Source organism: Streptomyces swartbergensis (genome assembly GCF_002148965.1).
Taxonomy (GTDB): Bacteria; Actinomycetota; Actinomycetes; order Streptomycetales; family Streptomycetaceae; genus Streptomyces; species Streptomyces swartbergensis.
The window spans coordinates 1-25,703 of the sequence record NZ_NGFN01000089.1 but is presented as its reverse complement, the minus strand read 5'-3'; the positions used below and the strand labels follow the sequence as shown (position 1 = coordinate 25,703).

Here is a 25,703-nt window from a genome sequence, read left to right as displayed (position 1 = left end):
GGCGACAGGTAAGGCTTGTGCGGCGGCGGGGGCTTTCTTCCTGGGGGCGCGGGGAACTGCGCGACCAGCCACAGCTCACCCGCACTCGACCACCACCAGCCACCCCTACGGCGCTCAGTGTTGCGCGGCGGAGGGCTTATGCGTGTTGGGGACTTGCGCGGCGGAAACCTGCGCGGCACCGAAGGCCTGCCCTGCGCCGAGGGTTTGCGCGGCGCCGGGTGCTCACCAGGCTGCGGGGGTTCCCACGGCGTGAAGCGCACACGCCGCCCGTCAGGGCTGAGCCGTCCCCGTCGCCGCCGCGCTCGGCGCCTGCGGGCCGCTGGTTCCGAAGTTGACCCCCTTGGCCTCCTTGCCGATCGCGCTCAGCAGGATGACCACGGCCAGTGTGGGCACGATGGTCCATGCCATCGCCGACGGATACCCGTGGCGCTCGGCGAGGGCCTCCTGGATCGGCAGGTTGAGCGCGGCGATCAGGTTGCCGAGCTGGTAGGTGACGCCCGGGTAGAAGCCCCGGACGGCGTCCGGGCTCATCTCGGTCAGATGCGCGGGGATCACGCCCCAGGCGCCCTGTACGCAGACCTGCATGAGGAAGGACGACAGCATCAGCCAGCCGACGGTCGTGGACAGCACGAAGAACGGCACCACGACCAGGCCCGCGGCCGCCGCGATCATGATCGTCCGGCGGCGGCCCAGCCGCTCGGAGTACGCGCCGAGCAGCACACCGCCGATCATGGCGCCGATGTTGTAGACGACGGCGATCGCGATCGAGGTGTTCGCGGACAGGTCCAGGCCCTTCTTCACGAAGGTCGGGTAGATGTCCTGGGTGCCGTGCGACATCCAGTTGAAGGCGGTCATCAGCGCGACCAGGTAGACGAAGCGCCGCAGCACCGCCGGGTCCTTGAACACCTGGTGCGCGGGGGTGCGGTTGAGCCGGACGCTCTTCTCCCACACCTCGCTCTCCTTCACCCGGCTGCGCACCCACAGCGCGACCAGGGCGGGCAGCAGGCTGAAGGCGAACAGTCCCCGCCAGCCGAAGACGGGCTCGATGACGAAGAACGCCACGGCGGCCAGCAGGTACCCCAGTGAATAGCCGCTCTGCAACAGCCCCGACCAGAAGCCACGCCTGGAAGCCGGGATCTTCTCCATGGCCAGGGCCGCTCCCAGGCCCCACTCGCCGCCCATGCCGATGCCGTAGAGCAGGCGCAGCACCAGCAGCACGGTGTAGTTCGGGGCGAAGGCGCAGGCGAATCCGACGATCGAGTAGAAGACGACGTCGACCATGAGCGGTATGCGGCGGCCGCGGCGGTCCGCCCACATGCCGAACAGCAGCGCGCCGACGGGCCGCATCACCAGCGTCGCGGTGGTGAGGAAGGCCATGTCGGTCAGGGAGACATGGAATTCGTCGGCTATCTCGCTGTAGACGAGCACGACCAGGAAATAGTCGAACGCGTCCATCGCCCAGCCGAGATAGGCGGCCAGGAAGGCGTTGCGCTGGTCTTTCGTCAGACCCGCTGCCTGCCCCTTCACGGTCTTCAGCACTGCGGCCTCCCAAGTTCGGAGCCGAGGCTAGGCACGGAACACCGGGAATCGGGCAAAGCACGAACCACGATTGGACCAAGAGCGCCGACGCCCCTACCTGCCGGGAACCCGCCTGCCCGGCACCGCGACACCGCCGGACGCCACGGCGTCGAGGAGGCGGCGGAAGGCGGGGCACTCCATATGGCTCGGCGCGGGGCACGCGGCGGCATGGCGCAGGGAGTCGCGCAGTACGCCCAGTTCACGGATTCTTCGGTCCAGTTCCTCCGCCTTGGCCGCCAGCATCCGCCGGTCGATACGCGGCTGGCCGTCCGGCGCGAACATGAGCGCGATCTCGTCGAGCGAGAACCCGGCCGTCCGCCCCAGCGCGATCAGCGCCAGCCGCTCCAGTACGCCGGGGTCGTACTGACGGCGCAGGCCTCGCCGGCCCGTCGAGGAGATCAGCCCTTTTTCCTCGTAATAGCGCAGGGTCGACGCCGGGACCCCGGCGCGGCGCGACACTTCGGCGATGTCCAGTTCTGCCATTCTGCCTTGACCTCAAGTCGACTTGAAGTAGAACGCTGTCATCCCGGGACGACGAAGGCAACCAGAAGGAGAGACGGCCATGGACGCTGCGCGTAGGACCGACGACGAGCAGGCAGCTCGCTGGAAAGGGCCCGCCGGTCACGCCTGGGGCGAGCTGAAGGGGGTGCTGGACGAGATGTTCAGGCCCATCGAGGAGCTCCTGGTCGATGCCGTCGCCGCCGAAAAGGCGCGGCACGTGCTCGATGTCGGCTGCGGTACGGGCGGCCTCACGCTGGCCGTGGCGCGACGGCTCGGTCCGGAGGGGCGCTGTGTCGGCGTCGACATCTCCGAACCGATGATCAGCACCGCCCGGGAGTACGCCGAACAGGAAGACGTACCGGCGTCGTTCGTCTGCGCCGACGCACAGGACCACGCCTTTGAACCCGCCGCCTTCGACGCCGTCATCTCGCGGTTCGGCGTCATGTTCTTCGACGATCCCGTCCGGGCCTTCGCCAACCTCCGGCGCGCGGCCCGGGACGAGGGCGCGCTGCGGTGCGTCGTCTGGCGCGATCCGGCCGAGAACCCGTTCATGACGACGGCCCAGCGCGCCGCGTCACCGCTGCTCCCGGACCTGCCCGTCCGCCGGCCGGACGAGCCGGGACAGTTCGCCTTCGCGGACCCGGACAAGGTCCGGCGCATCCTGGCGGAGAGCGGCTGGACCGGGATCGACATCCGGCCGGTCGACGTGGTCTGCACCCTGCCCGAGAAGGAGCTGGTCCGTTACTTCACCCGGCTCGGTCCGGTGGGCATGTACCTGCCCGAGGTGGACGAGCAGACCCGCAGCCGGGTTGTCGAGACGGTCCGTGCCGCCTTCGAGCCCTTCGTGCACGGCTCGGAAGTCCGCTTCACCGCGGCCTGTTGGACGGTCGGCGCCCGAGCCTCGTCAGCGAAATTTTCGTGAGGCCCGGCCCCCTTTCGTGAGCGCGGACGCCCGGCGCATAGTGAGATCACGATGACGCTGAAGAAAGCCCTGGTGGTCCGCGGCGGCTGGGAGGGGCACCAGCCGGTCGAGGCAACGGAACTGTTCCTGCCCTTCCTGCGGAGCAACGGATACGCCGTCCGGGTCGAGGAGTCGACCGACGTCTACGCCGACGCCGCCGAGATGGCCGGCACCGACCTGATCGTGCAGTGCATCACGATGTCGGAGATCACGCGCGAGCAGCTCGCGGGGCTGAGCTCCGCGGTCGTGGCCGGCACCGGGCTCACCGGCTGGCACGGCGGCATCGCCGACTCGTTCCGCGCCTCCTCCGACTATCTCCACCTGGTGGGAGGACAGTTCGCCACGCACCCGGGCAGAGAACCGTGCGAGCGCCGGGGCGGGCCGGAGGACAACTTCCTGCCGCACACCATCACCGTCACCGAAGCCGGCCGCGAGCACCCCGTCACCGCGGGCATCGAGGACTTCGACCTGCACACCGAGCAGTACTGGGTGCTCCACGACGACCTCATCGACGTCCTGGCCACCACCACGCATCCCACCCGGCCGTGGGAGCCCTGGCACCGGCCGGTCACCTCACCGGCGGTCTGGACCCGCCGGTGGGGCGCCGGGCGGATCGTGGTGACCACGCCGGGGCACAGCCTCGACGTGCTGGAGAACCCCCACGTCCGCACCATCATCGAGAGGGGCATGCTGTGGGCGACGCGCACCGCATCGGCGTCGTAGGGGTCGGAGTCATCTCCCGCGCGTACCTGGACACGCTGGTCGGTCATCCCGCCGTGCGCGTCACCGCGGTCGCCGACCTCGACGCCTCCCGGTCGGCCGCGGTCGCCGCCGAACTGCCCGGCGTCCGTGCGCTGACCGTCGAGGAGCTGCTGAGCAGCCCGGACGTGGACACGGTGCTGAACCTCACCACCCCCGGGGCGCACGCCGAAGTCGCCCTCGGCGCCATCGGCCACGGCAAGAACGTCTACGGGGAGAAGCCGCTCGCCGCCACGCTCGGCGACGCCCACGCCGTCATGGCGGCCGCCGCGCGGGCGGGCGTCGGAGTGGGGTGCGCGCCGGACACCGTGCTGGGCACCGGGGTCCAGACGGCGCGGGCGGCGCTGGCGGCGGGGAGCATCGGACGCCCCCTGTTCGCCTCGGCCGTGATGGTCACCCCGGGCCACGAACGCTGGCACCCGCACCCCGACTTCTACTACACCGAGGGCGGCGGCCCCCTGCTGGACATGGGGCCGTACTACCTGACCTCCCTTGTCCATCTGCTGGGCCCGGTGCGGGCCGTGACGGGGGCGTCCAGCAGGCTGCGCGCCGAGCGGGTCATCGGTTCCGGCCCCCGTACGGGAGAGCGGATACCGGTGGAGGTGGACAGCCATGTCTCCGGTGTGCTGGAGCACGTGAACGGGACGCTGACGACGCTCACGACGAGCTTCGACGGGGTGGCCACCACGGCGTCCCCGATCGAGGTCCACGGCGAGGTGGGAACGCTCGCCGTCCCGGATCCGAACCGCTTCGACGGCGACGTACGGCTCTTCGAACTCGGCGACACACAGTGGCGCACGCTCCCGCCGTCCGCGGGCTACGCCGACGGCGCACGGGGAGTGGGACTGCTCGACTTCATCACCGCCGACGGGCAGCGGGCACCGCGCGCGAGCGGCGAACTCGCCCTGCACGTACTGGAGACGATGACCGCGCTCCTGCGTTCGTCGGCCGAGGGACGGCGCATCGAGCTGACGACGTCGGCGCAGCCGCCCGCTCCCGTCCCGCTGACGGCCGCCGGGGACTGGGGCGGCGCGGCCGAGGAGTGGGGCGGCCGGGCCGCGCCCAGCCCCGCGTGACCCGGCGATGCCGCGGCGGTCAGTCCACCGGCCAGGTGTGCGCGGGCGCGTTCATGTGCATGTAGTCCATGTACGTGGTGGTCATCTGCCGCAGCGCCTCACGCCGGTCGGAGAGACGCCGGTCTTCTCCAGATGATGGACCGTCTCCGCCTGCCACAGGGCGCCGTTGCGGGCGGTGACACAGCGCTGCTCGACGATGCCCAGCAGGGGTTCGCGCCAGGCCGCGTCCATGCCGGCCAGCTCCAGGCCCCGGTGGGCCAGCGGCAGCAGGCGACGCAACACCAGTTCCGCGACGGGCACTTCACCCGTGCCGGGCCAGTACAGGCGGGCGTCGATGCCGTCGCGGGCCGCGGTGTGCAGGTTCTCCTCGGCGACCGAGAAGGACATCCGCGTCCAGATCGGCCGGTCCTCGTCGACCAGGGCGCGGGTGAGGCCGTAGTAGAAGGCGCCGTTGGCGATGATGTCGGCCACGGTGGGGCCGGCGGGCAGCACCCGGTTCTCGATGCGCAGGTGCGGGCCGCTCTCGGTGACGGCGTAGACGGGGCGGTTCCAGCGGTAGATCGTGCCGTTGTGCAGGGTCAGTTCGCCCAGTTGCGGAACGCCGCCGCTGTCGAGCGTCTGCTGCGGGTCCTCGTCGTCGCACAGCGGCAGCAGGGCCGGGAAGTAGCGCACGTTCTCCTCGAAGAGATCGAAGACGCTGGTGATCCACCGCTCCCCGAACCACACCCGGGGCCGTACACCCTGGGCCTTGATCTCCTCGGGGCGGGTGTCGGTGGCCTGCTCGAACAGGGGGATGCGGGTCTCGCGCCACAGCTCCCTGCCGAACAGGAAGGGCGAGTTCGCCGCGAGGGCGATCTGCACGCCGGCGATGGCCTGGGCCGCGTTCCAGTAGTCCGCGAACTCCTTGGGGGCGACCTGGAGATGGAACTGGGTACTGGTGCAGGCGGCCTCGGGAGTGATGGTGTCGGCGTACGTCGACAGGCGCTCCACGCCGTCGACCCTGATCCGCAGGTCCTCGCCCCGCGCCGCGAAGATCTGCTCGTTGAGCAGCCGGTACCGCGGGTCACCGGAGAGGGCGGACTCGCTGACGTCCGCCTCGTCCAGGGTGGGCAGGATGCCGACCATGATCAGGTGAGCGCCGACGGCCGAGGCGCGGCCCTCGGCGTGGTTCAGGGCGTCCCGGATCGTCTGCTCCCAGGCTCCGGGGCCGCCGGTCGTCAGCTCCCGGGGCGGGATGTCGATCTCCAGGTTGAAGCGGCCCAGCTCGCTGGACCAGGCGGGGTCGGCGATGGCCTGGAGCACGTCGGTGTTGCGCATCGCGGGCAGCCCGCGGTCGTCCACCAGGTTGAGCTCGATCTCCAGCCCGACCCGGGGGCGCTCGCTCTCGAAGCTGGACTCGCTCAGCATCCGGGCCAGCACTTCCAGGTCGGTCTGCATCTTGGCCCGGTACCGACGGCGGTCCTCCCGTGTGAACACCAGGGCCGGCACGTCACGTCCCATGTACGCTCCCGAGTTCCCTCGGCGGATGGCTCTCGTCCCAGCGTCGCACCTTCTCGTCCCCGCGGCGCACCTTGTCGTGGCGCGCGCACCCACCTAGCCTGACTTTGTGCCGCAAATAAACAAACCCCGAACGCACAGTGCCGTGCCGGGCAACGGCAACTCACTCTCCCGACTCCGCAGCGCGATCACCGTCTTCTTCGCCCTCGACGGCTTCGTCTTCGCCGGCTGGGTCGTGCGCATCCCCGCCATCAAGGAACAGACCGGCGCCTCCGCCAGCGCCCTCGGACTCGCCCTCCTGGGCGTCTCCGCCGGAGCCGTCGTCACCATGATCCTCACCGGTCGCCTGTGCCGCCGCTACGGCAACCACCGGGTCACCGTCGCCTGCGCCGTCCTGCTCTCCCTCAGCGTCGCCCTGCCCCCGTTGACCCACTCGGCCCTCGCGCTCGGCCTCGTCCTGCTGGTGTTCGGCGCCGCGTACGGCGGGATCAACGTCGCCTTCAACAGCGCCGCCGTGGACCTCGTGGCCGCGATGCGGCGGCCGATCATGCCGAGCTTCCACGCCGCGTTCAGCCTGGGAGGCATGATCGGCGCGGGGCTGGGCGCTCTGGTCGCGGGGTCCCTCTCCCCCACCCGGCACCTGCTGTTGCTCACCGTCGTCGGACTGGTCGTCACGGCCGTGGCGGGCCCCACGCTCCTGCGCCAGAAGCCGCCGGGACCGCCGGAACGGGAACGGCCCGCGGAGGGCGCGGCCCCGCGCCGGCTCGACGGCCGCACCCGGGGACTGGTACTCGTCTTCGGCCTGATCGCCGGGTGCACCGCGTACGGCGAGGGCGCACTGGCCGACTGGGGCGCCCTGCACCTGGAAGAGGACCTGGACGCCTCGCCGGGTGCCGCGGCCATCGGCTACTCCTGCTTCGCGCTCGCCATGACGGTGGGCCGCCTGACCGGCACGACGCTCCTGGAGCGCCTGGGGCGGACCCGGACCGTCGTGGCGGGCGGCGCCACGGCGGCGGCCGGGATGCTGCTCGGCTCGCTCGCCCCCGCCCTGTGGGCGGCCCTGCTCGGCTACGCGGTCACGGGCGTCGGCCTGGCGAACCTCTTTCCCGTGGCCGTGGAACGCGCGGGCGCACTCGCCGGCCCCAGCGGAGTCGCCACGGCCTCCACGCTGGGCTACGGCGGCATGCTGCTGGGCCCGCCCGCCATCGGGTTCATGGCGGACTGGTTCTCCCTCCCGACCGCGCTCACCAGCGTGGCGATCCTCGCCGCGGTGGCCGCGCTCATCGGTTTCGCGACACGCCGCGCCGCGGCGCCCTGATCCTTCCACGCCCCCAGCCCACTGACACGTGCACACGGGCGGGACGGGCCACAGCCCATCATGTCCGCAGCCAGGTGATCCGTACCCCGGCATCGGGGTACCCGTGGCCTCGCCCGCTGTGATCAGCGGTTGTGATCACCGGGCCGTACGCCATGCACAAGGAGGCAGACCCGTGACCGATCAGCAGCACCCCGGCGAACAGCACCCCACCCCGGAGTTTCCCTCCCAGGACCAGCCGCACCCGGGCTGGACCGGCCCCATGGACCCGCCCCCGGACCACGGTGAGGAGTCCTACCGGGGCAGCGGCCGGCTCACCGACCGCAAGGCCGTCATCACCGGCGGCGACTCCGGGATCGGCCGCGCGGTCGCCCTGGCGTTCGCCCGGGAAGGGGCCGATGTGCTCTTCACCCACCTGGACGACGAGAAGGACGACGCCGCGGAGACCGCCCGGCTGGTCGAGGAGGCCGGGCGGCGTGCCGTGCCCGTCTCGTGCGACGTACGGGAGGAGGAGAACTGCCGGGCACTGATCGACCGTGCCGTCGCGGAGTTCGGCCGGATCGACGTCCTGGTGAACAACGCGGCGTACCAGATGTCGCAGCCCGACGGCATCGAGGCGATCTCCACCGAGCAGTTCGACCGGGTGATGCGCACCAACCTGTACGGCATGTTCTGGCTGTGCAAGCTGGCCCTGCCGCACATCCCGGAGGGCGGCAGCATCATCAACTCGACGTCGGTGCAGGCCTACAAGCCCAGTCCGCATCTGCTGGACTACGCGACGACCAAGGGCGCGATCGTCACCTTCACGCAGGGGCTGGCGCAGATGGTGATCGACAAGGGCGTCCGCGTCAACGCCGTGGCGCCCGGCCCGGTGTGGACGCCGCTCATCCCGGCGACGATGCCGGACACCCAGAAGTTCGGCCAGCAGGCGCCCATCGGGCGGCCCGCGCAGCCGGCCGAGATGGCACCCGCGTACGTCTTCCTCGCCTCCCAGGACGCTTCGTACATCACCGCCGAGATCGTCAACGCCACGGGCGGCACACCGCTGCCGTAGCGTCCCCTGGAAATTCCGGCGCTTGGAGCGTGCTCCATGCGGCAGACTCGCGCCATGGAGACCGCCGAGTTCCTTCAAGCGCTGGAGACAGAGGGCCGGTTGCTGGCCGCGGCCGCCGAGGAGGCAGGGACCGACGCGAAGGTGCCGACGTGCCCGGAATGGCACGTGCGTGATCTGCTGCGGCACACGGGCGCGGTGCACCGCTGGGCCGCGTCCTACGTCGCCCAGGGGCACACCGAGCGCCGTCCGCTGGGTGAGGTCCCGGACCTCGACGGCGCGGAGCTCGTGGCCTGGTACCGCGACAGCCACCGTCTCCTCGTCGGCACGCTGGCCGACGCCGCGCCCGATGTGGAGTGCTGGTTCTTCCTGCCCGCGCCGTCCCCGCTGGCCTTCTGGAGCCGGCGGCAGGCGCACGAGACTGCCGTGCACCGGTTCGACGCGGAGTCCGCACGCGGGGCAGGACTCACTGCCCTCACCCCGGACTTCGCGACCGACGGCATCGACGAACTGCTGCGCGGCTTCCACGCCCGCTCCAAGAGCCGGGTGCGCACGGACGAGCCGCGCGTCCTGCGGGTGCGCACGGACGACACCGACGCCGTGTGGACCGTACGGCTGTCGTCCGAGCCCCCCGTGACCACCCGAGGTGCCTCCGGGGAGGCCGAGTGCGAACTGTCCGGCACGGCCGAGCAGTTGTACCTGGCGCTGTGGAACCGGGCTCCCCTGCCGTCGGTCACGGGCGACCAGGCGCTCGCCGAGCTGTGGCGGGAGACCTCAGGGATCTGACCGGGCCAGGGCCTGTCGTTTGGATCAGATCGCAGACGCGGGCCAAACGACAGGCCCTAGCCGTCCGCCAGCATCCGCGCCAGCACCGCACGCTGCACGGGCAGCACCTCACCGTGCAGCGTGCGCCCCTTCGCCGTGAGAGCGACGCGCACGCCCCGCCGGTCCTCCGGACACATGCAGCGCTCGACGAGCCCCTCCTTCTCCAGCCGGGCGATCAGCCGCGACAGCGCGCTCTGGCTCAGATGGATCCGCTCGGAGATCTCCTGGACGCGGTAGGAGGGAGTGCCCTTCGCCGCCCGGCACGCGGCGAGGACGTCGAGCACCTCGAAGTCGCTGGCGCACAGGCCGTGGTCGTGCAGAACCCGGTCGAGTTCGCACTGTGTTCGCGCGTGCAGCGCCAGAATGTCCCGCCACTGTTCCACGAGCGCCTGCTCGGCCTGGTTCGCCGCCATGCGCGGCACCGTAACAGAGAACCATGTTTGTTGCACCTGAATTAAATGCGCTTGCATCTCATGCATGCGCATGTAGTGTCTCGGGGCATGACCTCTCCGCTCACCTCTCCCACGTCCGACGGACGTTGGACTCCCCGGCTCTGGGGCACCCTGCTGGTGCTGTGTGCCGCGATGTTCCTGGACGCCCTGGACGTGTCCATGGTCGGCGTCGCACTGCCCTCGATCGGTGCCGACCTCGGCCTGTCGACCTCGGCGCTGCAATGGATCGTCAGCGGCTACATCTTGGGCTACGGCGGTCTGCTGCTGCTCGGCGGACGCGCCGCCGACCTGCTGGGCCGGCGCCAGGTCTTCCTGGTGGCGCTGGGCGTCTTCGCGCTGGCCTCGCTGCTCGGCGGTCTCGTCGACTCGGGGCCACTGCTCATCGCCAGCCGCTTCATCAAGGGCCTGAGCGCGGCCTTCACGGCCCCCGCCGGCCTGTCGATCATCACCACGACGTTCCCCGAAGGCCCGTTGCGCAACCGCGCCCTGGCCATCTACACCACCTGTGGCGCCACCGGCTACTCGATGGGCCTGGTCTTCTCCGGCCTGCTCACGGAGGCCAGTTGGCGGCTCACGATGCTCCTGCCCGCTCCCGTCGCGCTGATCGCCCTGTTCGTGGGCCTGAAGCTGCTGCCGCGCAGTGAGCGCGAGCGCGGCCGGGGCGGCTACGACATCCCCGGCGCCGTCCTCGGCACCACCTCGATGCTGCTGCTCGTCTTCACCGTCGTCGAGGCGCCCGAGGTGGGCTGGGCGTCGGCCCGGACCGTCCTGTCCTTCGCCGCCGTCGCCGTCCTGCTGGCGGCCTTCGTCACCGTGGAGCGGCGCAGCCCCAGCCCGCTGATCCGGCTCGGCGTGCTGCGCTCGGGACCCCAAGTACGGGCGCAACTGGGCGCGTTCACGTTCGTCGGCAGCTACATCGGCTTCCAGTTCCTGGTGACCCTCTACATGCAGCAACTGCTCGGCTGGTCGGCGCTCCACACGGCCCTGGCCTTCCTGCCGGCGGGCGCGCTGGTGGCGCTGTCCGCGACGAAGGTGGGGGCCGTCATCGACCGGTTCGGCACGGCCCGGCTGATGGTGCTGGGCTTCGCCCTGATGGTGACCGGCTACGCGCTGTTCCTGCGCGTCGACCTCGACCCGGTCTACGCGGCGGTGATCCTGCCGACGATGCTGCTGGTCGGCTCGGGCTTCGCGCTGACCTTCCCGTCCCTCAACGTCCAGGCCACCAACGGCGTCGACGAGCACGAGCAGGGCATGGTCTCCGGGCTGCTCAACACCTCGGTCCAGGTGGGCGGCGCGATCTTCCTCGCCGTGGTGACGGCGGTGGTGACCGCGAACTCCCCCGAGCAGGGCAACGCCTCCCCGCAGGCCGTCCTCGACAGCTACCGGCCCGGGCTGGTGGTCGTGACGCTCATCGCCTTCGCCGGCCTGCTGATCACCCTCACGGGCCTGCGGCCCCGGCGGAAGCGGCCGTCCGTCGTGGTCGCCAAGTCCACCCCGAAGGAGGCGGAGCGCGTCACCGTACGCGACTAGGGAGCACCTCCGCTTGTGATCAAGGCGCCCTGCGTGACCTACGGAGGGAACGCAGGGCCGAAGCGAGCAGCACAGCCCATCGAAAAGTGCACGTTTCATACTTTTCCGGACTCCGAAAGCGTTCTACGCTCATGTCAGATGGCGGGCGGAGGGCCGGCCAGTCGACCACCGCCGCCTGTGACGAGCGGAGGCGGAGATGAAAACGTCGATGCGGCGGTCCGCGATCTTCGCAAGCGCGGCCGCTCTTGTGATAGCCGTCTGCGGTACGACGGGCACTGCCCAGGCCGAGCCGGGCGATGGTGAGCTCCAGTTCGGCTACGTCCTGCCGGAGACGGGACAGCTGGCCTATCTCGGCCCACCCCAGATCGAGTCGCTGAAGTTCGCGATACAGAAGATCAACGACGCCGGCGGGGTCCTGGGCAAGCCCGTGCCGACCGTGGTCTCCAGTGACGAGGCGGGACAGGAGGCCGTCGCCGCCCAGTCGGCGGACCGGGTCCTCGCGGCAGGCGTGGACGCGATCATCGGCGCCGCGGCTTCCGGCATGTCGCTGTCGTTCATCGACCGGGTGACCGGAGCGGGCGTCGTGCAGTGTTCGGGGTCGAACACCGCTCCCACCTTCACCGACTACGAGGACGACGGCTTCTACTTCCGTACCGTCCCGAGCGACGCCTTGCAGGGGCCCATCCTGGCGGATGTCGTCCGCGACGACGGCCACAACCGGGTGGCCCTGGTCGCACGGGCGGACGACTACGGGCGCGGCCTGATGGAGACCACCCGGGAGTCGCTGGAGGACCTCGGCGCGTCGGTGACGCTCGCCGAGACCTATGACCCGGAGGCGACCAACTTCGACCAGGTCGTCCAGCAGATCGAGAACTCCAGGCCGGACGCCGCCGTGGTGATCGGCTTCGAGGAAGGCACCCAGATCCTGCAGGCCATGATCGAGTCCGGCATCGGGCCCGACCGGATCGGCGTCTACGGCGCCGACGGACTGCGCAGTGAGGAACTGCCCTCGCTGGTCGCCCCGGGCCAGCCCGAGAGGCTCTCCGGGATGAAGGGGACCGCTCCGGCATCGGCTGCGAACGAGCAGTACGTGAAGGACCTCAGGAAATTCGCACCGGATCTGAAGGAGCTCCAGTTCGCACCGCAGGTCTTCGACTGCGTGACGACGATCGCGCTCGCCGCCGAGAAGGCGGAGTCCGACGATCCCGCCGAGTACGTGAAGGAGATGAACGGGATCACCAAGGACGGCGAGAAGTGCAACTCGTTCGCCGCCTGCAAGGAACTGCTCGCCGACGGCAGGGACATCGACTATGAGGGTGTGAGCGGCCCGCTGAACTTCACCGACAAGGGCGAACCCGGCCAGGCGACGATCGAGGTGTACGGCTACGACGACGAGGGACGGCTGCAGACCCTGCGCACCGAGACCAGCAGGGCCGAGGAGTGACCGGGAGGGCCGACAGGCAGGACCGGGGAAACGGGAGTCAACGGACGCGGGCGAGCGTGCCGAGGTAGAGCTCGATCACCTTCTCGTCGTGCAGCAGGGCCGTACCCGTGCCGGTGTACGCGTTGCGGCCCTGGTCGAGGACGTAGCCGCGGTCGCAGAGCTGAAGGCACCTGCGGGCGTTCTGCTCGACCATGAGCACGGCGACGCCCGCGCTGTTGATCACTCTGCACCGGTCGAATACATGGTCCTGATGGACCGGTGACAGGCCGGCCGACGGCTCGTCGAGCAGCAGCAGCTGCGGCTCCATCATCAGGGCGCGGGCCATCGCGAGCATCTGGCGTTCGCCGCCCGACATCGCGCCGGCCTTCTGCCTGCGGCGGTCGGCCAGCACGGGGAAGAGCTCCTCGACCGCCGCGACCCGCCGCGCGTGGTCCTTGGGCCGCAGATACACGCCCATCCGCAGGTTCTCCTCGACGGTCAGCGTGGGGAACACGTTCTGCAGTTGCGGTACGTAGCCCACGCCCCGCCGGACCAGCTCGTGCGCGGGCCGGTTGGTGACGTCCTCGCCGCGCAGCCGCACGGTCCCGCCGCGCACCCGCAGCAGCCCGAAGACGGCCTTGACCAGCGTCGACTTGCCGGCGCCGTTGGGGCCGATGACGCCGACCACCTCGCCCGGCCGCACCTCGACGCTGCATCCGCGCAGCACATCGACACCCGGGACGTAACCGGCGACGACGTCGTCGGCCGCCAGCACCGGTGCCTGCTCCTCGGCGGACATCGCTACTCCTCCTCGCCCTTCTTGCCGGTCGCCCCCGGCTCGCCGTCGCCCTTCGCCTCGGTCGCCTCCGGCTCGTCGTGCCGCCTGCCAAGGTAGGCGTCCACGACGGCGGCGTTCCGGCCGATCGTGTGCGGTGGGCCCTCGGCCACCAGGCGGCCGTCGGCCATGACGGCCACCCAGTCGCTGATGCCCATCACCACGTCCATGTCGTGCTCGACGAAGCACACCGTCAGCCCCTCGTCGCGCAGCTGCGTGATGTGTCCGAGCAGCGACTGGGTCAGCGCGGGGTTCACCCCGGCCATCGGCTCGTCGAGCAGGAGCATGACCGGCCGGGCCATCAGCGCGCGGGCCAGTTCCAGCAGTTTGCGCTGCCCCCCGGAGAGCGTGCCGGCGTGGTCGTCGCGCAGGGGTGCGAGCCGGAACCGGTCCAGCAGTTCGTCGGCCCGTTGCTCCAGCTCCCGCTCCTGCCCGCGCCACAGCGGTCGCAGCAGCGCGGGCAGCACCCGCTCGCCGCGTTGCCCGGGCGCGGCGAGCAGCAGGTTCTCCAGCACGGTGAGCCGGGAGAGCATCCTGGTGAGCTGGAACGTACGGACCATGCCGCGCCGCGCCACCCGGTGCGCCAGGGAGCCGGTGAGCGGCTGTCCGTCGAACGACCACCGGCCGCCGTCGGCCCGGTCGAACCCGCTCACCACGTTGAACAGCGTGGTCTTGCCGGCCCCGTTCGGCCCGATGAGCGCCGTGATGGCCCCGCGCTGCACCTCCAGGTGCTCGACCCGCACGGCGACCAGGCCGCCGAAGGTGCGGGTCACCTGGTCCAGGACCAGCAGGGGATCGGGCTTGCGCACCCCCGGCTCGGGATCGATCGCGGAGAGCCGGCCCGGGTGGGACACGGCGGGGTCAGCGGCCACTGAGCAGCATCTCCTTCCGGCTGCCGAGAATGCCCTGCGGCCGGAACGCGACCAGCAGGATCAGGGCGACCCCGACCAGGGCGAAGCGCACCGCGCCGACCTCCGACGTGCTGATGAGGTCCGGCGAGATGTACTCGGCGTCGATGGCCTGGCGGAGCGCGCTGTCGAGGAAGCTGAGGACGAACCAGAACAGGATCGCGCCGACGACCGGCCCGAGGATCCGCCCGGCTCCTCCGAGAACGAGCAGCGTGTACAGGAAGAACGTGACGCCCGGATCGTAGTTGTCCGGGTTCACGGACTGCACCTGGATCGCCTGCACCATGCCCGCGACCGCCCCGATGACGCCGCCGAGCACGAGGCTCTGCATCTTGTACGCGTAGACGTTCTTGCCGAGGCTGCGCGCGGCGACCTCGTCCTCACGGATCGACCGGATGACACGGCCCCACGGGCTGTGGATCAGCAGGGCCAGCAGACCTCCGACCACGAGCACCAGCGCCCATCCGACGATCATCACCCAGAGGTCGCGGGAGCTGAACCGCACGAGCCAGACGCCGTAGGTGCCGGGCTCGATGGGGTTGAGCGCGTAGAAGTCGTTCGCGAACCTCTGGAGCCCGAACACTCCACCGGTGACCGGCTCGGCCCAGTTGGAGCGGTAGAACAGCCGCAGCGTCTCCCCCGCCGCGATCGTGGTGATCGCGAGGTAGTCGGCGCGCAGCCGCAGGGTGGGCAGGCCGAGGAGCAGGGCCAGCACGATCGCGCAGGCGATGCCGCCCAGGACGCCGAGCCACATGGGGCCGTCGTACGTCGAGACGGTGATGGCGAGTCCGTAGCCGCCGACCAGCATGAAGCCGACCTGGCCGAAGTTGAGGAGCCCCGTGTAGCCGAAGTGCAGGTTCAGGCCCATCGCGGCGAGGGCGTAGACGGCGGCGATGGGGCCGATTCCCGAGCGCAGGGCGTCGGTGACGATGGCGGAGAAGTCCATGGCGTACCCCCTCACCCGACGCGTTCGGCCCGGCCGAGGATGCCCTGCGGCCGGACGAGGAGGACGAGGATGAGGACGAGCAGCGCCCAGGCGTACTGGAGGTCCACCGGGAACCACAGGGTGGACATCTGGGCGACGATGCCGATGACGAGGCTGCCGACCATGGCACCGTAGGCGGAGCCGAGGCCGCCCAGGATGACCCCGGCGAACATGAGCAGCAGGAGCTTGAAGCCCATGTCCCAGGTGACGATCTCGACCAGGCCGAAGAAGACCCCGCCGAGCGCGGCCAGCCCACCGCCGAGCATCCACACGAACAGCACCACCCGCTGTACGTCGATGCCCGACGCCTCCGCGAGGTCACGGTTGGCGGAGACGGCCCGCACGGCCGTGCCGATCCGCGTCTTCTGCAGGAGCGCGGCGACGCCGAGCAGCACCAGCACGGCGAGCAGGGTGACGGTGAGGTCCCGTGGGGTGATGCCGGCCGGCCCCAGGTCGATCGTGCTCTGGATGTCGTACTGCGCGTAGGAGGCGGGCCGGGTTCCGTACAGCACGAGGACGACGTGGCGCAGCACCAGCGAGAGCCCGATGGTGACGATGAACATGTTGATCAGCCCGGTGCCCCGAGCACGCAGCGGGCGCCAGATGCCGCGATCGACGGCCCCGCCCAGCAGGGCGCCGAAGACCACCGCGGCGAGGGCGGCGGGGATCAGGTGCCAGCCGGGACCGGCCGCGGAGACGTTGAGGAAGAACGCGAAGGTGGCGCCGATCGTCACGAACTCACCGTGCGCGAAGTTGATCAGGTGGATGGTGCCGAAGATCAGCGAGAGCCCGACCGATGTGATCGCGATGATCACCCCGAACTGGATACCGTCGATCAGCGCCTGCAGAGCGCGCGCGGCGAACGTGGGGCCGCGCGGGACTTCCTCACCCTGTGCCCGTGTGGAGATCACGGGCACCATCACCAGGACCAGGGCGAGGGCCGGTACGAGCATCCGCTGATAGCGCACGGCAGTTCCGGTACGTCACGAACGTCTCTTATGGGCTCAGTGTAAGCGCAGGTCGGGGTGGTGACACGGGCAGCGGGCCACGGTGGGTGCCCTCGGAAAGGCGGAGGATGCGGATGGGTGACGGCGGGGACCTCGCGCGTGCGTACAGCGACGACAGTGTGCTCTTCCGGGTGCTGCGGCACCTCGGCTGGGACAGCCTGGCCAACATCGGCTACTTCACGCCGTCCACCCTGCCGCTCGCGGCCCTGACCGGGCCGGTGCCCTTTCAGCGCCGTCTGGTCCGCCGGTCGCTGGCGCTGCTGGACGCCCGGCCCGGACAGCTCGTCCTGGACGCCGGTTGCGGTCGCGGCGACACCACGGCGCGGTTGGGCGCCGCGGGGTGCCGGGCGCTGGGGGTGGACATCCAGCCCGCGCAGATCGACCAGGCACGTCGCCGCTTCGGCGGCCGTCCCGGTGTGCGTTTCGCCGTCGCCGACGCCACCGCTCTGCCGCGACAGGCGGACGGGATCCCGCTGACCGACGCCTCCTTCGACCGAGTCCACTGTCTGGAGGCCGCCTTCCACTTCGGCCATGAGGGCCGCAGGTCGTTCCTGAGCGAAAGCTTCCGGCTGCTGCGCCCAGGCGGCCGGCTCGTCCTCGTGGATGTCACCTCCCGTACGGATCAGCCGATCGGAACCCTCGACCCGAACGGGCTCGTGCGCCGGACCTGGCGCTTCGACGACATCGAACCGTGCGAGCGGTACCCGCTCATGGCTTCCGCCGCCGGCTTCACCACGCGCCGGATCCTCGACTGGACCACTCCCGTACTCCACCGGGCAGGCCGGCTCTGTGCCCTGTTCGTCGGCACCGCGTCCACCCGGGCCGGCCGGCGGGCCCTGTGCGTGCGCTGGCCCGGCCTCAGCACACTCGACGCACGGGACTGGGACGAGGTCATCGCCGTCGTCCGGGCCCACCGGGCCATCGGGCGCGTCACTCGCTACACGGCGTACGTCCTCGACAAGCCCGCGCGCTTGCCCACCGGGCGCCCTCCTGTTTGACTCGCCGTATGACCAGACACGGGGGACGTCGCACACAGGCCGAACGGGATGCCGTCACCGTCGAGATCGGGTACGCGCTGTGCAGTGCGGCCTTCGCGGCGGGGGTCGTCTTCGGGGCCGTGGCCGGTCCCGCGCTGCTCTTCGACCTCCCGGGCACTCCGGAGAGCCTGCTGCTGCACACCGGGCTGGTGCTCGCGCCCGTCCTCTTCGCCGCCCGGGTCGTCAGTGTGCTGCTGCGGTTCCGCTCGGCGGGTCAGCCCAGCCAGCCCGGCCGCACCAGCCCCGACTCGTAGGCCAGCACGACCAGTTGGGCCCGGTCGCGGGCGCCCAGCTTCACCATCGTGCGGCTGACGTGGGTCTTCGCGGTGAGCGGGCTGACGACCAGGCGGCGGGCGATCTCCTCGTTGGACAGGCCCATGCCGACCAGGGCCATCACCTCCCGCTCCCGCTCGGTGAGCCGGCCCAGGGCGTCCGCCGCCGCGGGTTCCTTGGAGCGGGCCGCGAACTCGGCGATCAGGCGGCGCGTCACCCCCGGCGAGAGCAGCGCGTCGCCCGCGACCACCGCCCGTACGGCGCGCAGGAGTTCGTCCGGCTCGGTGTCCTTGACCAGGAAACCGGAGGCGCCCGAGCGGATCGCCTCGAAGACGTACTCGTCGAGCTCGAACGTGGTGAGCATGACCACCTTCACGTCCCCGAGGGTGGGGTCCCCGGTCACCCGGCGGGTCGCGGCCAGGCCGTCGAGCACGGGCATGCGGATGTCCATCAGGACGACGTCGGGCCGCAGTTCGCGGATCCGGCGCACCGCCTCCTCACCGTCCGGGGCCTCGCCGGCCACCTCGATGTCGGGCTGCGCGTCGAGCAGCGCCCGGAACCCGGCCCGGACCAGTGACTGGTCGTCGGCGAGCAGTACGCGGATCACCGGTCCTCCTCGACCTCGGCGGCAGCCGTCAGCGGCAGTACGGCGAGCACCCGGAAACCGCCGTCCGGACGGGGCCCCGCCTCGATGGTGCCACCCAGCGCGGCGGCCCGCTCCCTCATCCCCGCCAGCCCGTTGCCACTGCCACCGGCGTCGGCACCGGTCGCCGGCCCGTCGTCGTCGACGCGCAGCCGCAGCACGTCCGCGTCGTGCGCGAGACGCACGCGCGCGTGCCGCGAACCCGAGTGGCGTACGACGTTGGTCAGGGCCTCCTGGACGATCCTGAAGGCGGCGAGGTCCGTGCCGGGTGCGAGGCGCGGCGGCTCGCCCTCGACGTCGACGGTCAGTCCCGCGCTCGCCGCCTGCTGCACCAGCTCGGGCAGCCGGTCCAGCCCGGGCGCGGGGGTGCGCGGCGCGTCACCGGGCGCGCGCAGCGTGTCGAGCACCTGGCGCACCTCGCCGAGCGCCTCCTTGCTCTTGGCCTTGATCGTGGTGAGCGCCGTACGGGCCTGCTCGGGATCGGAATCGAGGAGCGCGAGGCCGACCCCCGCCTGCACGTTGATCACGGAGATGCTGTGGGCGAGCACGTCGTGCAGCTCCTGCGCGATCCGCAGCCGCTCCTCGTCGGCCCGTCGCCGCGCGGCCTCGGCGCGCTCGGCCCGCTCGCGGACCCACTGCTCGCGCCGGATCCGGAACAGCTCCGACACCGCCGCGATCGCCACCACCCAGGCGGCGACCACCAGCTCCTCGCCCCAGGAGACGGCGGAGTCCCCCGACGGCGGCAGCCACCGGTAGAGCCGGTGCGCCACCAGTGCGTGCCCCGCCCAGAGCGTTCCCATCGCCGCCCACGCCGCCCAGCGGTGCCCGGCGACGATCGCACTGAAACAGGCCAGGGCGACGGTGAGGAACACCGGTCCGTACGGATACCCGGCTCCCAGGTAGAGCATGACGACGCCCGCCGTGCCGAAGGCCACGGCCACCGGGTACCGCTTGCGCCACAGCAGCAGTGCCCCTGCCAGCAGCAGGAGCACCCGCGCGAAGGGATCCAGGGCCGCCCGCTCGCCCTCCTGGCCATGAGCGGCGACGTTGGAGCCGAGCAGGACGAAGACCGTGACGACGACGGTGGACCGCCAGGGCCACCGGGGCGCACGCTCCCCCTCCCCCCACCGGTCCCACCACGGCGGCCCGTGCCGCCACCACTGCGGCGGACCGCCCCGCACACGCTGCTCGTCCATAGCGGCCACGCTAGATGCCGCCCGCCCGCGGCGGCGTCGGCCAGGCGCGGTGATCACGCGTACTCCCGGCGGAGTACGTCGTCCGCCGGGGCGGCCTCGCCCTCCCTGATCCGCAGCCGGCGCAGCCGCCGCGGCGCCCACCAGTTCGCCCGCCCGGCCAGCCGCATGGTCACCGGCAGCAGCACGACCCGGATCAGGGTGGCGTCGACGAGGATCGTCAGGGCCGTGCCGATGCCGAGTTCCTTGAGGAAGACGACCCCTCCGGTGGCGTACGACAGGAAGGACAGCGCCAGGATCCCTGCGGCGGCCGTGATCAGCGGGGCGCTGCGCCGGATGCCCTCGCCGACCACGCGCCGGGTGTCGCCGGTGCGGTCGTGCTCCTCCTTGATGCGGGCCGGCAGGAACACCTCGTAGTCCATCGACAGCCCGTAGGCCACGCAGAACATCAGCACCGGGATGCTCGGCTCGATCGACCCGGTGGGGGTGAAACCGAGCAGCCCGGACAGGTGCCCGTCCTGGAAGACCCATACCAGGCAGCCGAACATCACCGACAGGCTGATCAGGTTCAGCACGGTCGCCTTCGCCGGCAGCAGCACGCTGCTGGTCATCAGGAAGAGGATCAGGTACGTCGCCACCAGCACGATCCCCACGGCGAACGGGAGCCGGTCCAGGAGCGTGGACCGGAAGTCGGTCGCCTCGCCGGGATAGCCGCCGACCAGGACGGGCGCCGGAGCCGGGGTCTGCCGGATACGTTCGACGAACGCGGGCACGTCGCCGTACAGGGCCCGCTGGGTGGGTACGACGGCCAGGCGCACGCGTCCGTCGGACGCCGTCAGCCGGTCCTGGCCGGGCGGGCCGGCTGCGCCGCATCGCCCCCGGCCACCCGGTCTTCGAGATCACTGTGACGGGCTGACCTCGTCCGCCTGCGCCTCGCCCGTCGCGGCGGGACGGCGGTCCAGCGCGGTCAGGGCCCGCTGGGCCACCGGGTACGTGCGGACGATCTCGCCCAGCGACGTCGCGCCCTGCGTGATCTCCTTGAACGCCTTCCAGGCCGGGCGGAAGCTCGTCAGCGCCGCGTGGAACAGCCCGGGGCGGCGCTCGAACACCGTCAGCAGCCGCTTGCCGACACTCATCTCCACGCCCAGCCCGGCCTTGACGGCGAACGCGTAGTTGAGGGCCTGCCGGCGCGTGTCCACCGCGTCGTGCGCCTCGGCGATCCGTACCGCCCACTCCCCCGCGAGCCGCCCGGACCGCAGCGCGAAGGAGATACCCTCGCGGGTCCACGGCTCCAGCAGCCCCGCCGCGTCGCCGCACACCAGCACCCGCCCGCGCGACAGCGGCGAGTCGTCGGCCCGGCAGCGGGTCAAGTGCCCGGAGGAGATGCTCGGTTCGAATCCGGCGAGGCCGAGCCGCCCGACGAACTCCTCCAAATACCGCTTCGTCGCGGCGCCTTCGCCCCGCGCCGAGATCACCCCGACCGTCAGGGTGTCGCCCTTGGGGAAGACCCAGCCGTAACTGCCGGGCATGGGACCCCAGTCGAGGAGCACCCGCCCCTTCCAGTCCTCGGCGACGGTCTCCGGCACCGGGATCTCCACCTCCAGGCCGAGGTCCACCTGGTCGACCTTGACCCCGACGTGCGCCCCTATGCGGCTGGCGCTGCCGTCCGCGCCGACCACGGCCCGCGCGAGCAGGATCTCGCCGCCCTGGAGGATCACGGCGACCGTGCGCCGGTCGGGCACCGCCGAGCCGTGCTGCTCGACCCGCTGGACCGTGACACCCGTACGCAGCTCGGCGCCCGCCTTCTGCGCGTGCTCGACGAGCTGCTGGTCGAACTCGGGCCGGTTGATGAGCCCGAACAGCATCTGCTTGGACCGGCGGGTGCGCGTGAAGCGGCCGTTGTTCGAGAACGTCACCGCGTGCACGCGGTCCCTGAGCGGCAGCTCGAAGCCGGGCGGGAGCGCGTCCCGCGAGGGGCCGATGATGCCGCCACCGCACGTCTTGTACCGCGGCAGCTCCGCCTTCTCCAGCAACAGCACGCGTCTCCCGGCCACCGCCGCCGCGTACGCGGCCGAAGCGCCCGCGGGTCCCGCGCCCACCACGACGACGTCCCACACCCGCTGCACGTCGTCCGCCGAAGAGTTCTCGCTGCTCACGATGGTCTACTGCTCCCGATCAAGCCGCCTGCCCGTGCTGTCTCCCGCATCCTACGGCGGACCTGGCCGAAGGCCGCTGTGGGAGGATCTACGGCACTCACCGCTACAACGTCGCACCCACAAGGAGCGTGCCCATGTCGCCGCATCCGGTCGCCGAGACCGTCGCCTCGCTGATGCCCAGGGCGAAGGAAGAGCTCACCGAACTGGTGGCCTTCCGGTCGGTGGCGGACTTCGACCAGTTCCCCAGGAGCGAGAGCGAGGGCGCCGCCCGCTGGGTCGCGGACGCGCTCGCCGCCGAGGGTTTCCAGGACGTGGCCCTGCTCGACACACCCGACGGCACGCAGTCGGTCTACGGCTACCTGCCCGGCCCGGAGGGCGCGAAGACCGTCCTGCTGTACGCCCACTACGACGTGCAGCCGCCGCTGGACGAGGCCGGCTGGGCGACCCCGCCGTTCGAACTGACCGAGCGGGACGGGCGCTGGTACGGGCGCGGGGCCGCCGACTGCAAGGGCGGTGTCATCATGCACCTGCTGGCACTGCGCGCGCTGAAGGCGAACGGCGGCGTCCCGGTCCACGTGAAGGTGATAGCGGAGGGCTCGGAGGAGCAGGGCACGGGCGGCCTGGAGCGGTACGCGGAGGAGCATCCGGGCCTGCTGGAGGCCGACGCGATCGTCATCGGCGACGCGGGCAACTTCCGGGTCGGACTGCCGACCGTCACCTCCACCCTGCGCGGTATGACCGCCGTCCGCGTGCGGATCGACACGCTCGCCGGCAACCTGCACTCGGGCCAGTTCGGCGGTGCCGCGCCCGACGCGCTGGCCGCCCTGATCCGGGTCCTGGACTCGCTGCGCGCCGAGGACGGTACGACGACCGTCGACGGACTCACCGCGGACAGTGCCTGGGAGGGGCTCCAGTACGACGAGGAGCGGTTCCGGCAGGACGCCAAGGTGCTGGACGGCGTCGGGCTGATCGGCTCCGGGACGGTCGCCGACCGCATCTGGGCGCGCCCGGCCGTGACGGTCCTCGGCATCGACTGTCCGCCCGTCGTCGGCGCCACCCCGTCGGTGCAGGCGAGCGCCCGGGCGCTGATCAGCCTGCGGGTGCCACCGGGCGTGGACGCGGCCGAGGCGACCAAGCTGCTCCAGGCGCACCTGGAGGCGCACACACCGTGGGGTGCGCGGGTGAGCACCGAACAGATCGGCCAGGGCCAGGCCTTCCGCGCCGACACGACGAGCCCGGCGTACCAGGCCATGGCGGACGCGATGGCCGTGGCGTACCCGGGACAGGAGATGCAGTACGCCGGCCAGGGCGGCTCCATCCCGCTGTGCAACACCCTCTCCGCCCTCTACCCGCGTGCGGAGATCCTGCTCATCGGGCTGAGCGAGCCGGAGGCCCAGATCCACGCCGTCAACGAGAGCGTGTCCCCCGAAGAGCTGGAGCGGCTGTCGGTGGCGGAGGCACTGTTCCTGCGCAACTACGCGGGCAGCACGAGCTGATACCGCGGACGTCTTCGGGCCGGGCCCGGTCCGGTCACGGACCGGGCCCGAGGTTCACCCCTCTCGCCCGGGGGCTCAGGCGGGCCCGGGCGGTTGCTGCCGGGCCCCGTCGGCGACCTGTCTGCCGGAGTCGCGTGCCTGGTCGGTCACCCTGGTGGCCTGGTCGCGGGCGTCGTCCTGAGTGGTGCGGGCAGCTTGCGCCGCCGTGTCCTTCACCTCCTGCGCCGCGCTCTGCGCAGTGTCCCTGGCTTCTTCCTTGAGCTTTTGCGCGGAGTCGAGCGCGGCCTGCTTCACCGGCTCCAGCGCCTCGCCGCCACGCTGCATCACATCGGTGGCCTTCTGCTGTTCCACCTCGGACGCGGGCAGCATCGAGGACACCAGCATGCCGGCGCCGAAGGCGATCAGACCCGCTGCCAGAGGATTGCCCTGCGTCTGACGTATCGCCTGGTCGGGCGCCTGCCGTGCGGCTTCCCCGGCCTGGCCGGCGGCGCCGCGCACCGTCTCGGCCGCCTGCTCGGTGCCCTCCTGCAGAGAACCGGCCGCGGACTGGGCAGTGTTCCTGACCCCTTGGGCGGTCTGTGACGCGGACCCCATGACCCGCTCACGCACGCCCGAGACAGCGCCGCGCATCCTTCTCGTACGGCGGCGAACCGCGCGTCGCGGGCTGGCCCGATCGGCGAGCCGGTCCACGTCCGCGGACAGCCGGTCCCGTGTCGCGCCGATCTCGGCCCTCATCTGGTCGGGTGACGTGCCCATTGCGCATTCTCCTTCATGGTTTCGACTGTCTGCTCGGGCTTGGGGTTCACGGTGCGCATCCGCGTGCGGCCCCGCTGGTACAGCACCGCTGCGATCACGGCCCACACGGCGGTCACGATCAGGGCGGCCCAGACCTCGTCCATCACGTTGGCCAGACCCAGCACGGCGGCCAGCGAGAGGAAGAGGAGCACCATGTACCCGGCGAATCCCGCACCGCCGTACATGCCGGCGGCCTTGCCCGCCTTGGTCGCCTCTTCCTTGACCTCCGCCTTGGCCAGTTCGACCTCCTGCCGGAACAGGCTCTGGACGTCCGAGGTCACGTCGGACAACAGCTCGCCCACCGAACTCTCCCGGCCGCGCGGCTCCGCGGGGTTGGTCGGGACCGAGGCCATCGCTCACACCTCCGGATACGGACGGGACGGCGCACTGCCCGGGGCGGGCATACCGGCGGTCGGCGGCACCTGCGGTGGAGCGGGCGGTACCGCCGGCGGCTCCTGCGGGCCCAGCGCCCCCTGCTCCGACGAGCGCACGGTCCCCTGATGCCCGTTGCCGGAGGACTGGCGGCCGGCCTTGGCCCCCACCTTGGCCAGTCGCCCGACCGCCATGCCTGCCAGCAGCGCTCCGCCCAGGAACGCTCCGGGGCGACGGCGAGCGAAACCCTGCACATCGGAGAGGACGCCCTCGACTCCCTGCTTCTCCAGGTAGTCGGCTGCCTTGCGCCCACGATCGGCCGCCTGTCCCGCGAGGCTGCGGGCGGGGGAATCGCTCTGGGCGTTCTCGGCCAGTCCGGCCAGGTCGTCCGCCCACTGGCGCAGTGTTCCGGCCGCCCGCCTGCTCTGCTCCTCGACCTCGTTCATCGCGCGACTCCGCAGGTCGTGGACCACAACGCCGGCTTGCTGCCGCGCCTCCCCCGCCACAGCCCTGGCCTGGTCAGAGGCGGTGCCCGCGACCTGGCCCGCCGCCTGCCTGGCCTCGCCGGCCGTGGCCGAAGCCTCTTCTCTGGCCGTCTCACCGGTCTGCTGCAACCGCGTTGTGTTGCCCTGCGCTGCGTCACTCATCAGCCACTCCTCCTCGGCGCACATCCGCACAGTCGTTCTTGGGGACGAGTGACTTCTTCATGGATATTCACACACAAAAGTGGAGAAATCCTGACCCTTCCGTCGGGGCCGCACCCTGCCCTCGGGGGCGGCGGTGAGCGGCCTCACCCCACGACCGGCACAGGGCCCGGCGATCTGTGCGCACCGGCACCGCTTACCGACCGTCGGTGCCGTCCAGTTCGGCCGGCCCGCCGGCATTCGGGCCGTCCTCCGGCACCGGCAGTCCCGCAGCCGCTGGTGGGCGTGGCGGACCTGTCGCCCCGCCGAACTCCGGTGATCATCATCCGCCGGCGGTCGGCAGACGAGCGGTGGCCGCCCGGGGCTGCGGTGCACGTGCGGGCGGGAGGCC

The 25,703-nt window shown here is 71.4% G+C and carries 25 protein-coding genes and 1 pseudogene; 11 read left to right on the top strand and 15 right to left on the bottom strand.

Going from position 1 to position 25,703, the window contains the following annotated elements; genetic code table 11:
- Positions 1 to 270: 270 nt before the first annotated feature.
- Positions 271 to 1,539 carry an MFS transporter gene (locus CA983_RS16475; RefSeq protein ID WP_086601657.1) on the bottom strand — a complete coding sequence of 423 codons (1,269 nt, stop codon included), beginning with the start codon at positions 1,537 to 1,539 and terminating at the stop codon, positions 271 to 273.
- A 93-nt stretch (positions 1,540 to 1,632) separates the two neighbouring features.
- Positions 1,633 to 2,061, bottom strand: coding sequence for a helix-turn-helix domain-containing protein (locus CA983_RS16470; RefSeq protein ID WP_086601656.1), 429 nt, complete (start codon positions 2,059 to 2,061; stop codon positions 1,633 to 1,635).
- A gap of 79 nt (positions 2,062 to 2,140) precedes the next feature.
- Between CA983_RS16470 and CA983_RS16465 the strand changes: the two genes are divergently transcribed.
- The 3 genes from CA983_RS16465 to CA983_RS16455 are packed head-to-tail and all read left to right on the top strand — an operon-like array spanning position 2,141 to position 4,875.
- On the top strand, positions 2,141 to 3,001 hold the full coding sequence (locus CA983_RS16465) for a class I SAM-dependent methyltransferase (protein WP_086601655.1): 861 nt from the start codon (positions 2,141 to 2,143) through the stop codon (positions 2,999 to 3,001).
- 51 nt (positions 3,002 to 3,052) lie between these two features.
- Complete coding sequence (locus tag CA983_RS16460) at positions 3,053 to 3,763, top strand: ThuA domain-containing protein (RefSeq protein ID WP_086601654.1); 711 nt, start codon at positions 3,053 to 3,055, stop codon at positions 3,761 to 3,763.
- Positions 3,733 to 4,875, top strand: a complete 1,143-nt coding sequence (locus CA983_RS16455; protein WP_086601653.1) for a Gfo/Idh/MocA family protein — start codon at positions 3,733 to 3,735, stop codon at positions 4,873 to 4,875. Before CA983_RS16460 ends, CA983_RS16455 begins: the two co-directional genes overlap by 31 nt.
- 19 nt (positions 4,876 to 4,894) lie before the next feature.
- On the opposite strand, the pseudogene CA983_RS16450 reads toward CA983_RS16455, so the two are convergent.
- Positions 4,895 to 6,375: pseudogene (locus tag CA983_RS16450) on the bottom strand (glutamate-cysteine ligase family protein).
- Between the two features lie 142 nt (positions 6,376 to 6,517).
- Here CA983_RS16450 and CA983_RS16445 point away from each other — a divergent pair.
- The 3 genes from CA983_RS16445 (at position 6,518) to CA983_RS16435 (ending at position 9,524) form a co-directional block, all read left to right on the top strand.
- A complete protein-coding gene (locus tag CA983_RS16445) occupies positions 6,518 to 7,690 on the top strand; it encodes an MFS transporter (protein WP_086601652.1) in 1,173 nt (390 codons plus the stop codon).
- 172 nt (positions 7,691 to 7,862) lie between these two features.
- Complete coding sequence (locus tag CA983_RS16440; protein WP_086601651.1) at positions 7,863 to 8,741, top strand: SDR family oxidoreductase; 879 nt, start codon at positions 7,863 to 7,865, stop codon at positions 8,739 to 8,741.
- A 54-nt stretch (positions 8,742 to 8,795) separates the two neighbouring features.
- Positions 8,796 to 9,524 carry a maleylpyruvate isomerase family mycothiol-dependent enzyme gene (locus CA983_RS16435; RefSeq protein ID WP_086601650.1) on the top strand — a complete coding sequence of 243 codons (729 nt, stop codon included), beginning with the start codon at positions 8,796 to 8,798 and terminating at the stop codon, positions 9,522 to 9,524.
- Between the two features lie 56 nt (positions 9,525 to 9,580).
- On the opposite strand, the gene CA983_RS16430 is transcribed toward CA983_RS16435, so the two are convergent.
- Entirely contained in the window at positions 9,581 to 9,976 is a 396-nt protein-coding gene (locus CA983_RS16430) for a MarR family winged helix-turn-helix transcriptional regulator (RefSeq protein WP_086601649.1), read from the bottom strand.
- Positions 9,977 to 10,063: 87 nt separating this feature from the next.
- On the opposite strand from CA983_RS16430, the gene CA983_RS16425 reads away from it, so the two are divergent.
- Entirely contained in the window at positions 10,064 to 11,545 is a 1,482-nt protein-coding gene (locus CA983_RS16425; RefSeq protein ID WP_086601648.1) for an MFS transporter, read from the top strand.
- 196 nt (positions 11,546 to 11,741) lie between these two features.
- Positions 11,742 to 12,989 carry an ABC transporter substrate-binding protein gene (locus CA983_RS16420; RefSeq protein ID WP_086601647.1) on the top strand — a complete coding sequence of 416 codons (1,248 nt, stop codon included), beginning with the start codon at positions 11,742 to 11,744 and terminating at the stop codon, positions 12,987 to 12,989.
- Between the two features lie 37 nt (positions 12,990 to 13,026).
- On the opposite strand, the gene CA983_RS16415 is transcribed toward CA983_RS16420, so the two are convergent.
- The 4 genes from CA983_RS16415 to CA983_RS16400 are packed head-to-tail and all read right to left on the bottom strand — an operon-like array spanning position 13,027 to position 16,664.
- Positions 13,027 to 13,767 carry an ABC transporter ATP-binding protein gene (locus tag CA983_RS16415; protein WP_086601646.1) on the bottom strand — a complete coding sequence of 247 codons (741 nt, stop codon included), beginning with the start codon at positions 13,765 to 13,767 and terminating at the stop codon, positions 13,027 to 13,029.
- 2 nt (positions 13,768 to 13,769) lie between these two features.
- Positions 13,770 to 14,675, bottom strand: coding sequence for an ABC transporter ATP-binding protein (locus tag CA983_RS16410; RefSeq protein WP_086601645.1), 906 nt, complete (start codon positions 14,673 to 14,675; stop codon positions 13,770 to 13,772).
- On the bottom strand, positions 14,665 to 15,657 hold the full coding sequence (locus CA983_RS16405; protein ID WP_086601644.1) for a branched-chain amino acid ABC transporter permease: 993 nt from the start codon (positions 15,655 to 15,657) through the stop codon (positions 14,665 to 14,667). The genes CA983_RS16410 and CA983_RS16405 overlap by 11 nt, the downstream gene beginning before the upstream one ends.
- 11 nt (positions 15,658 to 15,668) lie before the next feature.
- Entirely contained in the window at positions 15,669 to 16,664 is a 996-nt protein-coding gene (locus tag CA983_RS16400; RefSeq protein WP_208636980.1) for a branched-chain amino acid ABC transporter permease, read from the bottom strand.
- A gap of 113 nt (positions 16,665 to 16,777) precedes the next feature.
- On the opposite strand from CA983_RS16400, the gene CA983_RS16395 reads away from it, so the two are divergent.
- Both CA983_RS16395 and CA983_RS16390 read left to right on the top strand, forming a co-directional pair.
- Positions 16,778 to 17,701 (top strand): SAM-dependent methyltransferase, encoded by a 924-nt coding sequence (locus CA983_RS16395; RefSeq protein ID WP_086601643.1) that lies wholly within the window; start codon positions 16,778 to 16,780, stop codon positions 17,699 to 17,701.
- 8 nt (positions 17,702 to 17,709) lie between these two features.
- A complete protein-coding gene (locus CA983_RS16390) occupies positions 17,710 to 17,994 on the top strand; it encodes a DUF6332 family protein (protein ID WP_086601642.1) in 285 nt (94 codons plus the stop codon).
- Here the strand turns inward: CA983_RS16390 and CA983_RS16385 are convergent.
- The 4 genes from CA983_RS16385 to CA983_RS16370 form a co-directional block, all read right to left on the bottom strand.
- Positions 17,955 to 18,620: a response regulator transcription factor gene (locus CA983_RS16385; protein WP_086601641.1), complete on the bottom strand. Its 666-nt coding sequence runs from the start codon at positions 18,618 to 18,620 to the stop codon at positions 17,955 to 17,957. The genes CA983_RS16390 and CA983_RS16385 overlap by 40 nt on opposite strands.
- Positions 18,617 to 19,852: a sensor histidine kinase gene (locus CA983_RS16380; RefSeq protein ID WP_086601640.1), complete on the bottom strand. Its 1,236-nt coding sequence runs from the start codon at positions 19,850 to 19,852 to the stop codon at positions 18,617 to 18,619. The genes CA983_RS16385 and CA983_RS16380 overlap by 4 nt, the downstream gene beginning before the upstream one ends.
- Positions 19,853 to 19,905: 53 nt before the next feature.
- Entirely contained in the window at positions 19,906 to 20,667 is a 762-nt protein-coding gene (locus tag CA983_RS16375) for an MMPL family transporter (protein ID WP_244206925.1), read from the bottom strand.
- An 81-nt stretch (positions 20,668 to 20,748) separates the two neighbouring features.
- Positions 20,749 to 22,005, bottom strand: a complete 1,257-nt coding sequence (locus CA983_RS16370) for a geranylgeranyl reductase family protein (protein WP_086601639.1) — start codon at positions 22,003 to 22,005, stop codon at positions 20,749 to 20,751.
- A gap of 134 nt (positions 22,006 to 22,139) precedes the next feature.
- Here CA983_RS16370 and CA983_RS16365 point away from each other — a divergent pair, with 134 nt between their 5' ends.
- Positions 22,140 to 23,501, top strand: coding sequence for a dipeptidase (locus CA983_RS16365; RefSeq protein ID WP_086601638.1), 1,362 nt, complete (start codon positions 22,140 to 22,142; stop codon positions 23,499 to 23,501).
- Positions 23,502 to 23,576: 75 nt separating this feature from the next.
- On the opposite strand, the gene CA983_RS16360 is transcribed toward CA983_RS16365, so the two are convergent.
- The 3 genes from CA983_RS16360 to CA983_RS16350 are packed head-to-tail and all read right to left on the bottom strand — an operon-like array spanning position 23,577 to position 25,315.
- Positions 23,577 to 24,257 carry a DUF3618 domain-containing protein gene (locus CA983_RS16360; protein WP_086601637.1) on the bottom strand — a complete coding sequence of 227 codons (681 nt, stop codon included), beginning with the start codon at positions 24,255 to 24,257 and terminating at the stop codon, positions 23,577 to 23,579.
- Complete coding sequence (locus CA983_RS16355; RefSeq protein WP_086601636.1) at positions 24,233 to 24,649, bottom strand: phage holin family protein; 417 nt, start codon at positions 24,647 to 24,649, stop codon at positions 24,233 to 24,235. Before CA983_RS16355 ends, CA983_RS16360 begins: the two co-directional genes overlap by 25 nt.
- 3 nt (positions 24,650 to 24,652) lie before the next feature.
- Positions 24,653 to 25,315, bottom strand: a complete 663-nt coding sequence (locus CA983_RS16350; protein ID WP_208636979.1) for a hypothetical protein — start codon at positions 25,313 to 25,315, stop codon at positions 24,653 to 24,655.
- Positions 25,316 to 25,703 lie beyond the last annotated feature (388 nt).

Bases quoted from the DNA above. Each gene is read 5' to 3' on its own strand.
- CA983_RS16470 (WP_086601656.1), bottom strand. From the start codon at position 2,061: ATGGCAGAACTGGACATCGCCGAAGTGTCGCGCCGCGCCGGGGTCCCG.
- CA983_RS16465 (WP_086601655.1), top strand. From the start codon at position 2,141: ATGGACGCTGCGCGTAGGACCGACGACGAGCAGGCAGCTCGCTGGAAA.
- CA983_RS16460 (WP_086601654.1), top strand. From the start codon at position 3,053: ATGACGCTGAAGAAAGCCCTGGTGGTCCGCGGCGGCTGGGAGGGGCAC.
- CA983_RS16435 (WP_086601650.1), top strand. From the start codon at position 8,796: ATGGAGACCGCCGAGTTCCTTCAAGCGCTGGAGACAGAGGGCCGGTTG.
- CA983_RS16430 (WP_086601649.1), bottom strand. From the start codon at position 9,976: ATGGCGGCGAACCAGGCCGAGCAGGCGCTCGTGGAACAGTGGCGGGAC.
- CA983_RS16425 (WP_086601648.1), top strand. From the start codon at position 10,064: ATGACCTCTCCGCTCACCTCTCCCACGTCCGACGGACGTTGGACTCCC.
- CA983_RS16420 (WP_086601647.1), top strand. From the start codon at position 11,742: ATGAAAACGTCGATGCGGCGGTCCGCGATCTTCGCAAGCGCGGCCGCT.
- CA983_RS16415 (WP_086601646.1), bottom strand. From the start codon at position 13,767: ATGTCCGCCGAGGAGCAGGCACCGGTGCTGGCGGCCGACGACGTCGTC.
- CA983_RS16405 (WP_086601644.1), bottom strand. From the start codon at position 15,657: ATGGACTTCTCCGCCATCGTCACCGACGCCCTGCGCTCGGGAATCGGC.
- CA983_RS16395 (WP_086601643.1), top strand. From the start codon at position 16,778: ATGGGTGACGGCGGGGACCTCGCGCGTGCGTACAGCGACGACAGTGTG.
- CA983_RS16390 (WP_086601642.1), top strand. From the start codon at position 17,710: ATGACCAGACACGGGGGACGTCGCACACAGGCCGAACGGGATGCCGTC.
- CA983_RS16380 (WP_086601640.1), bottom strand. From the start codon at position 19,852: ATGGACGAGCAGCGTGTGCGGGGCGGTCCGCCGCAGTGGTGGCGGCAC.
- CA983_RS16365 (WP_086601638.1), top strand. From the start codon at position 22,140: ATGTCGCCGCATCCGGTCGCCGAGACCGTCGCCTCGCTGATGCCCAGG.
- CA983_RS16360 (WP_086601637.1), bottom strand. From the start codon at position 24,257: ATGGGCACGTCACCCGACCAGATGAGGGCCGAGATCGGCGCGACACGG.
- CA983_RS16355 (WP_086601636.1), bottom strand. From the start codon at position 24,649: ATGGCCTCGGTCCCGACCAACCCCGCGGAGCCGCGCGGCCGGGAGAGT.
- CA983_RS16350 (WP_208636979.1), bottom strand. From the start codon at position 25,315: ATGAGTGACGCAGCGCAGGGCAACACAACGCGGTTGCAGCAGACCGGT.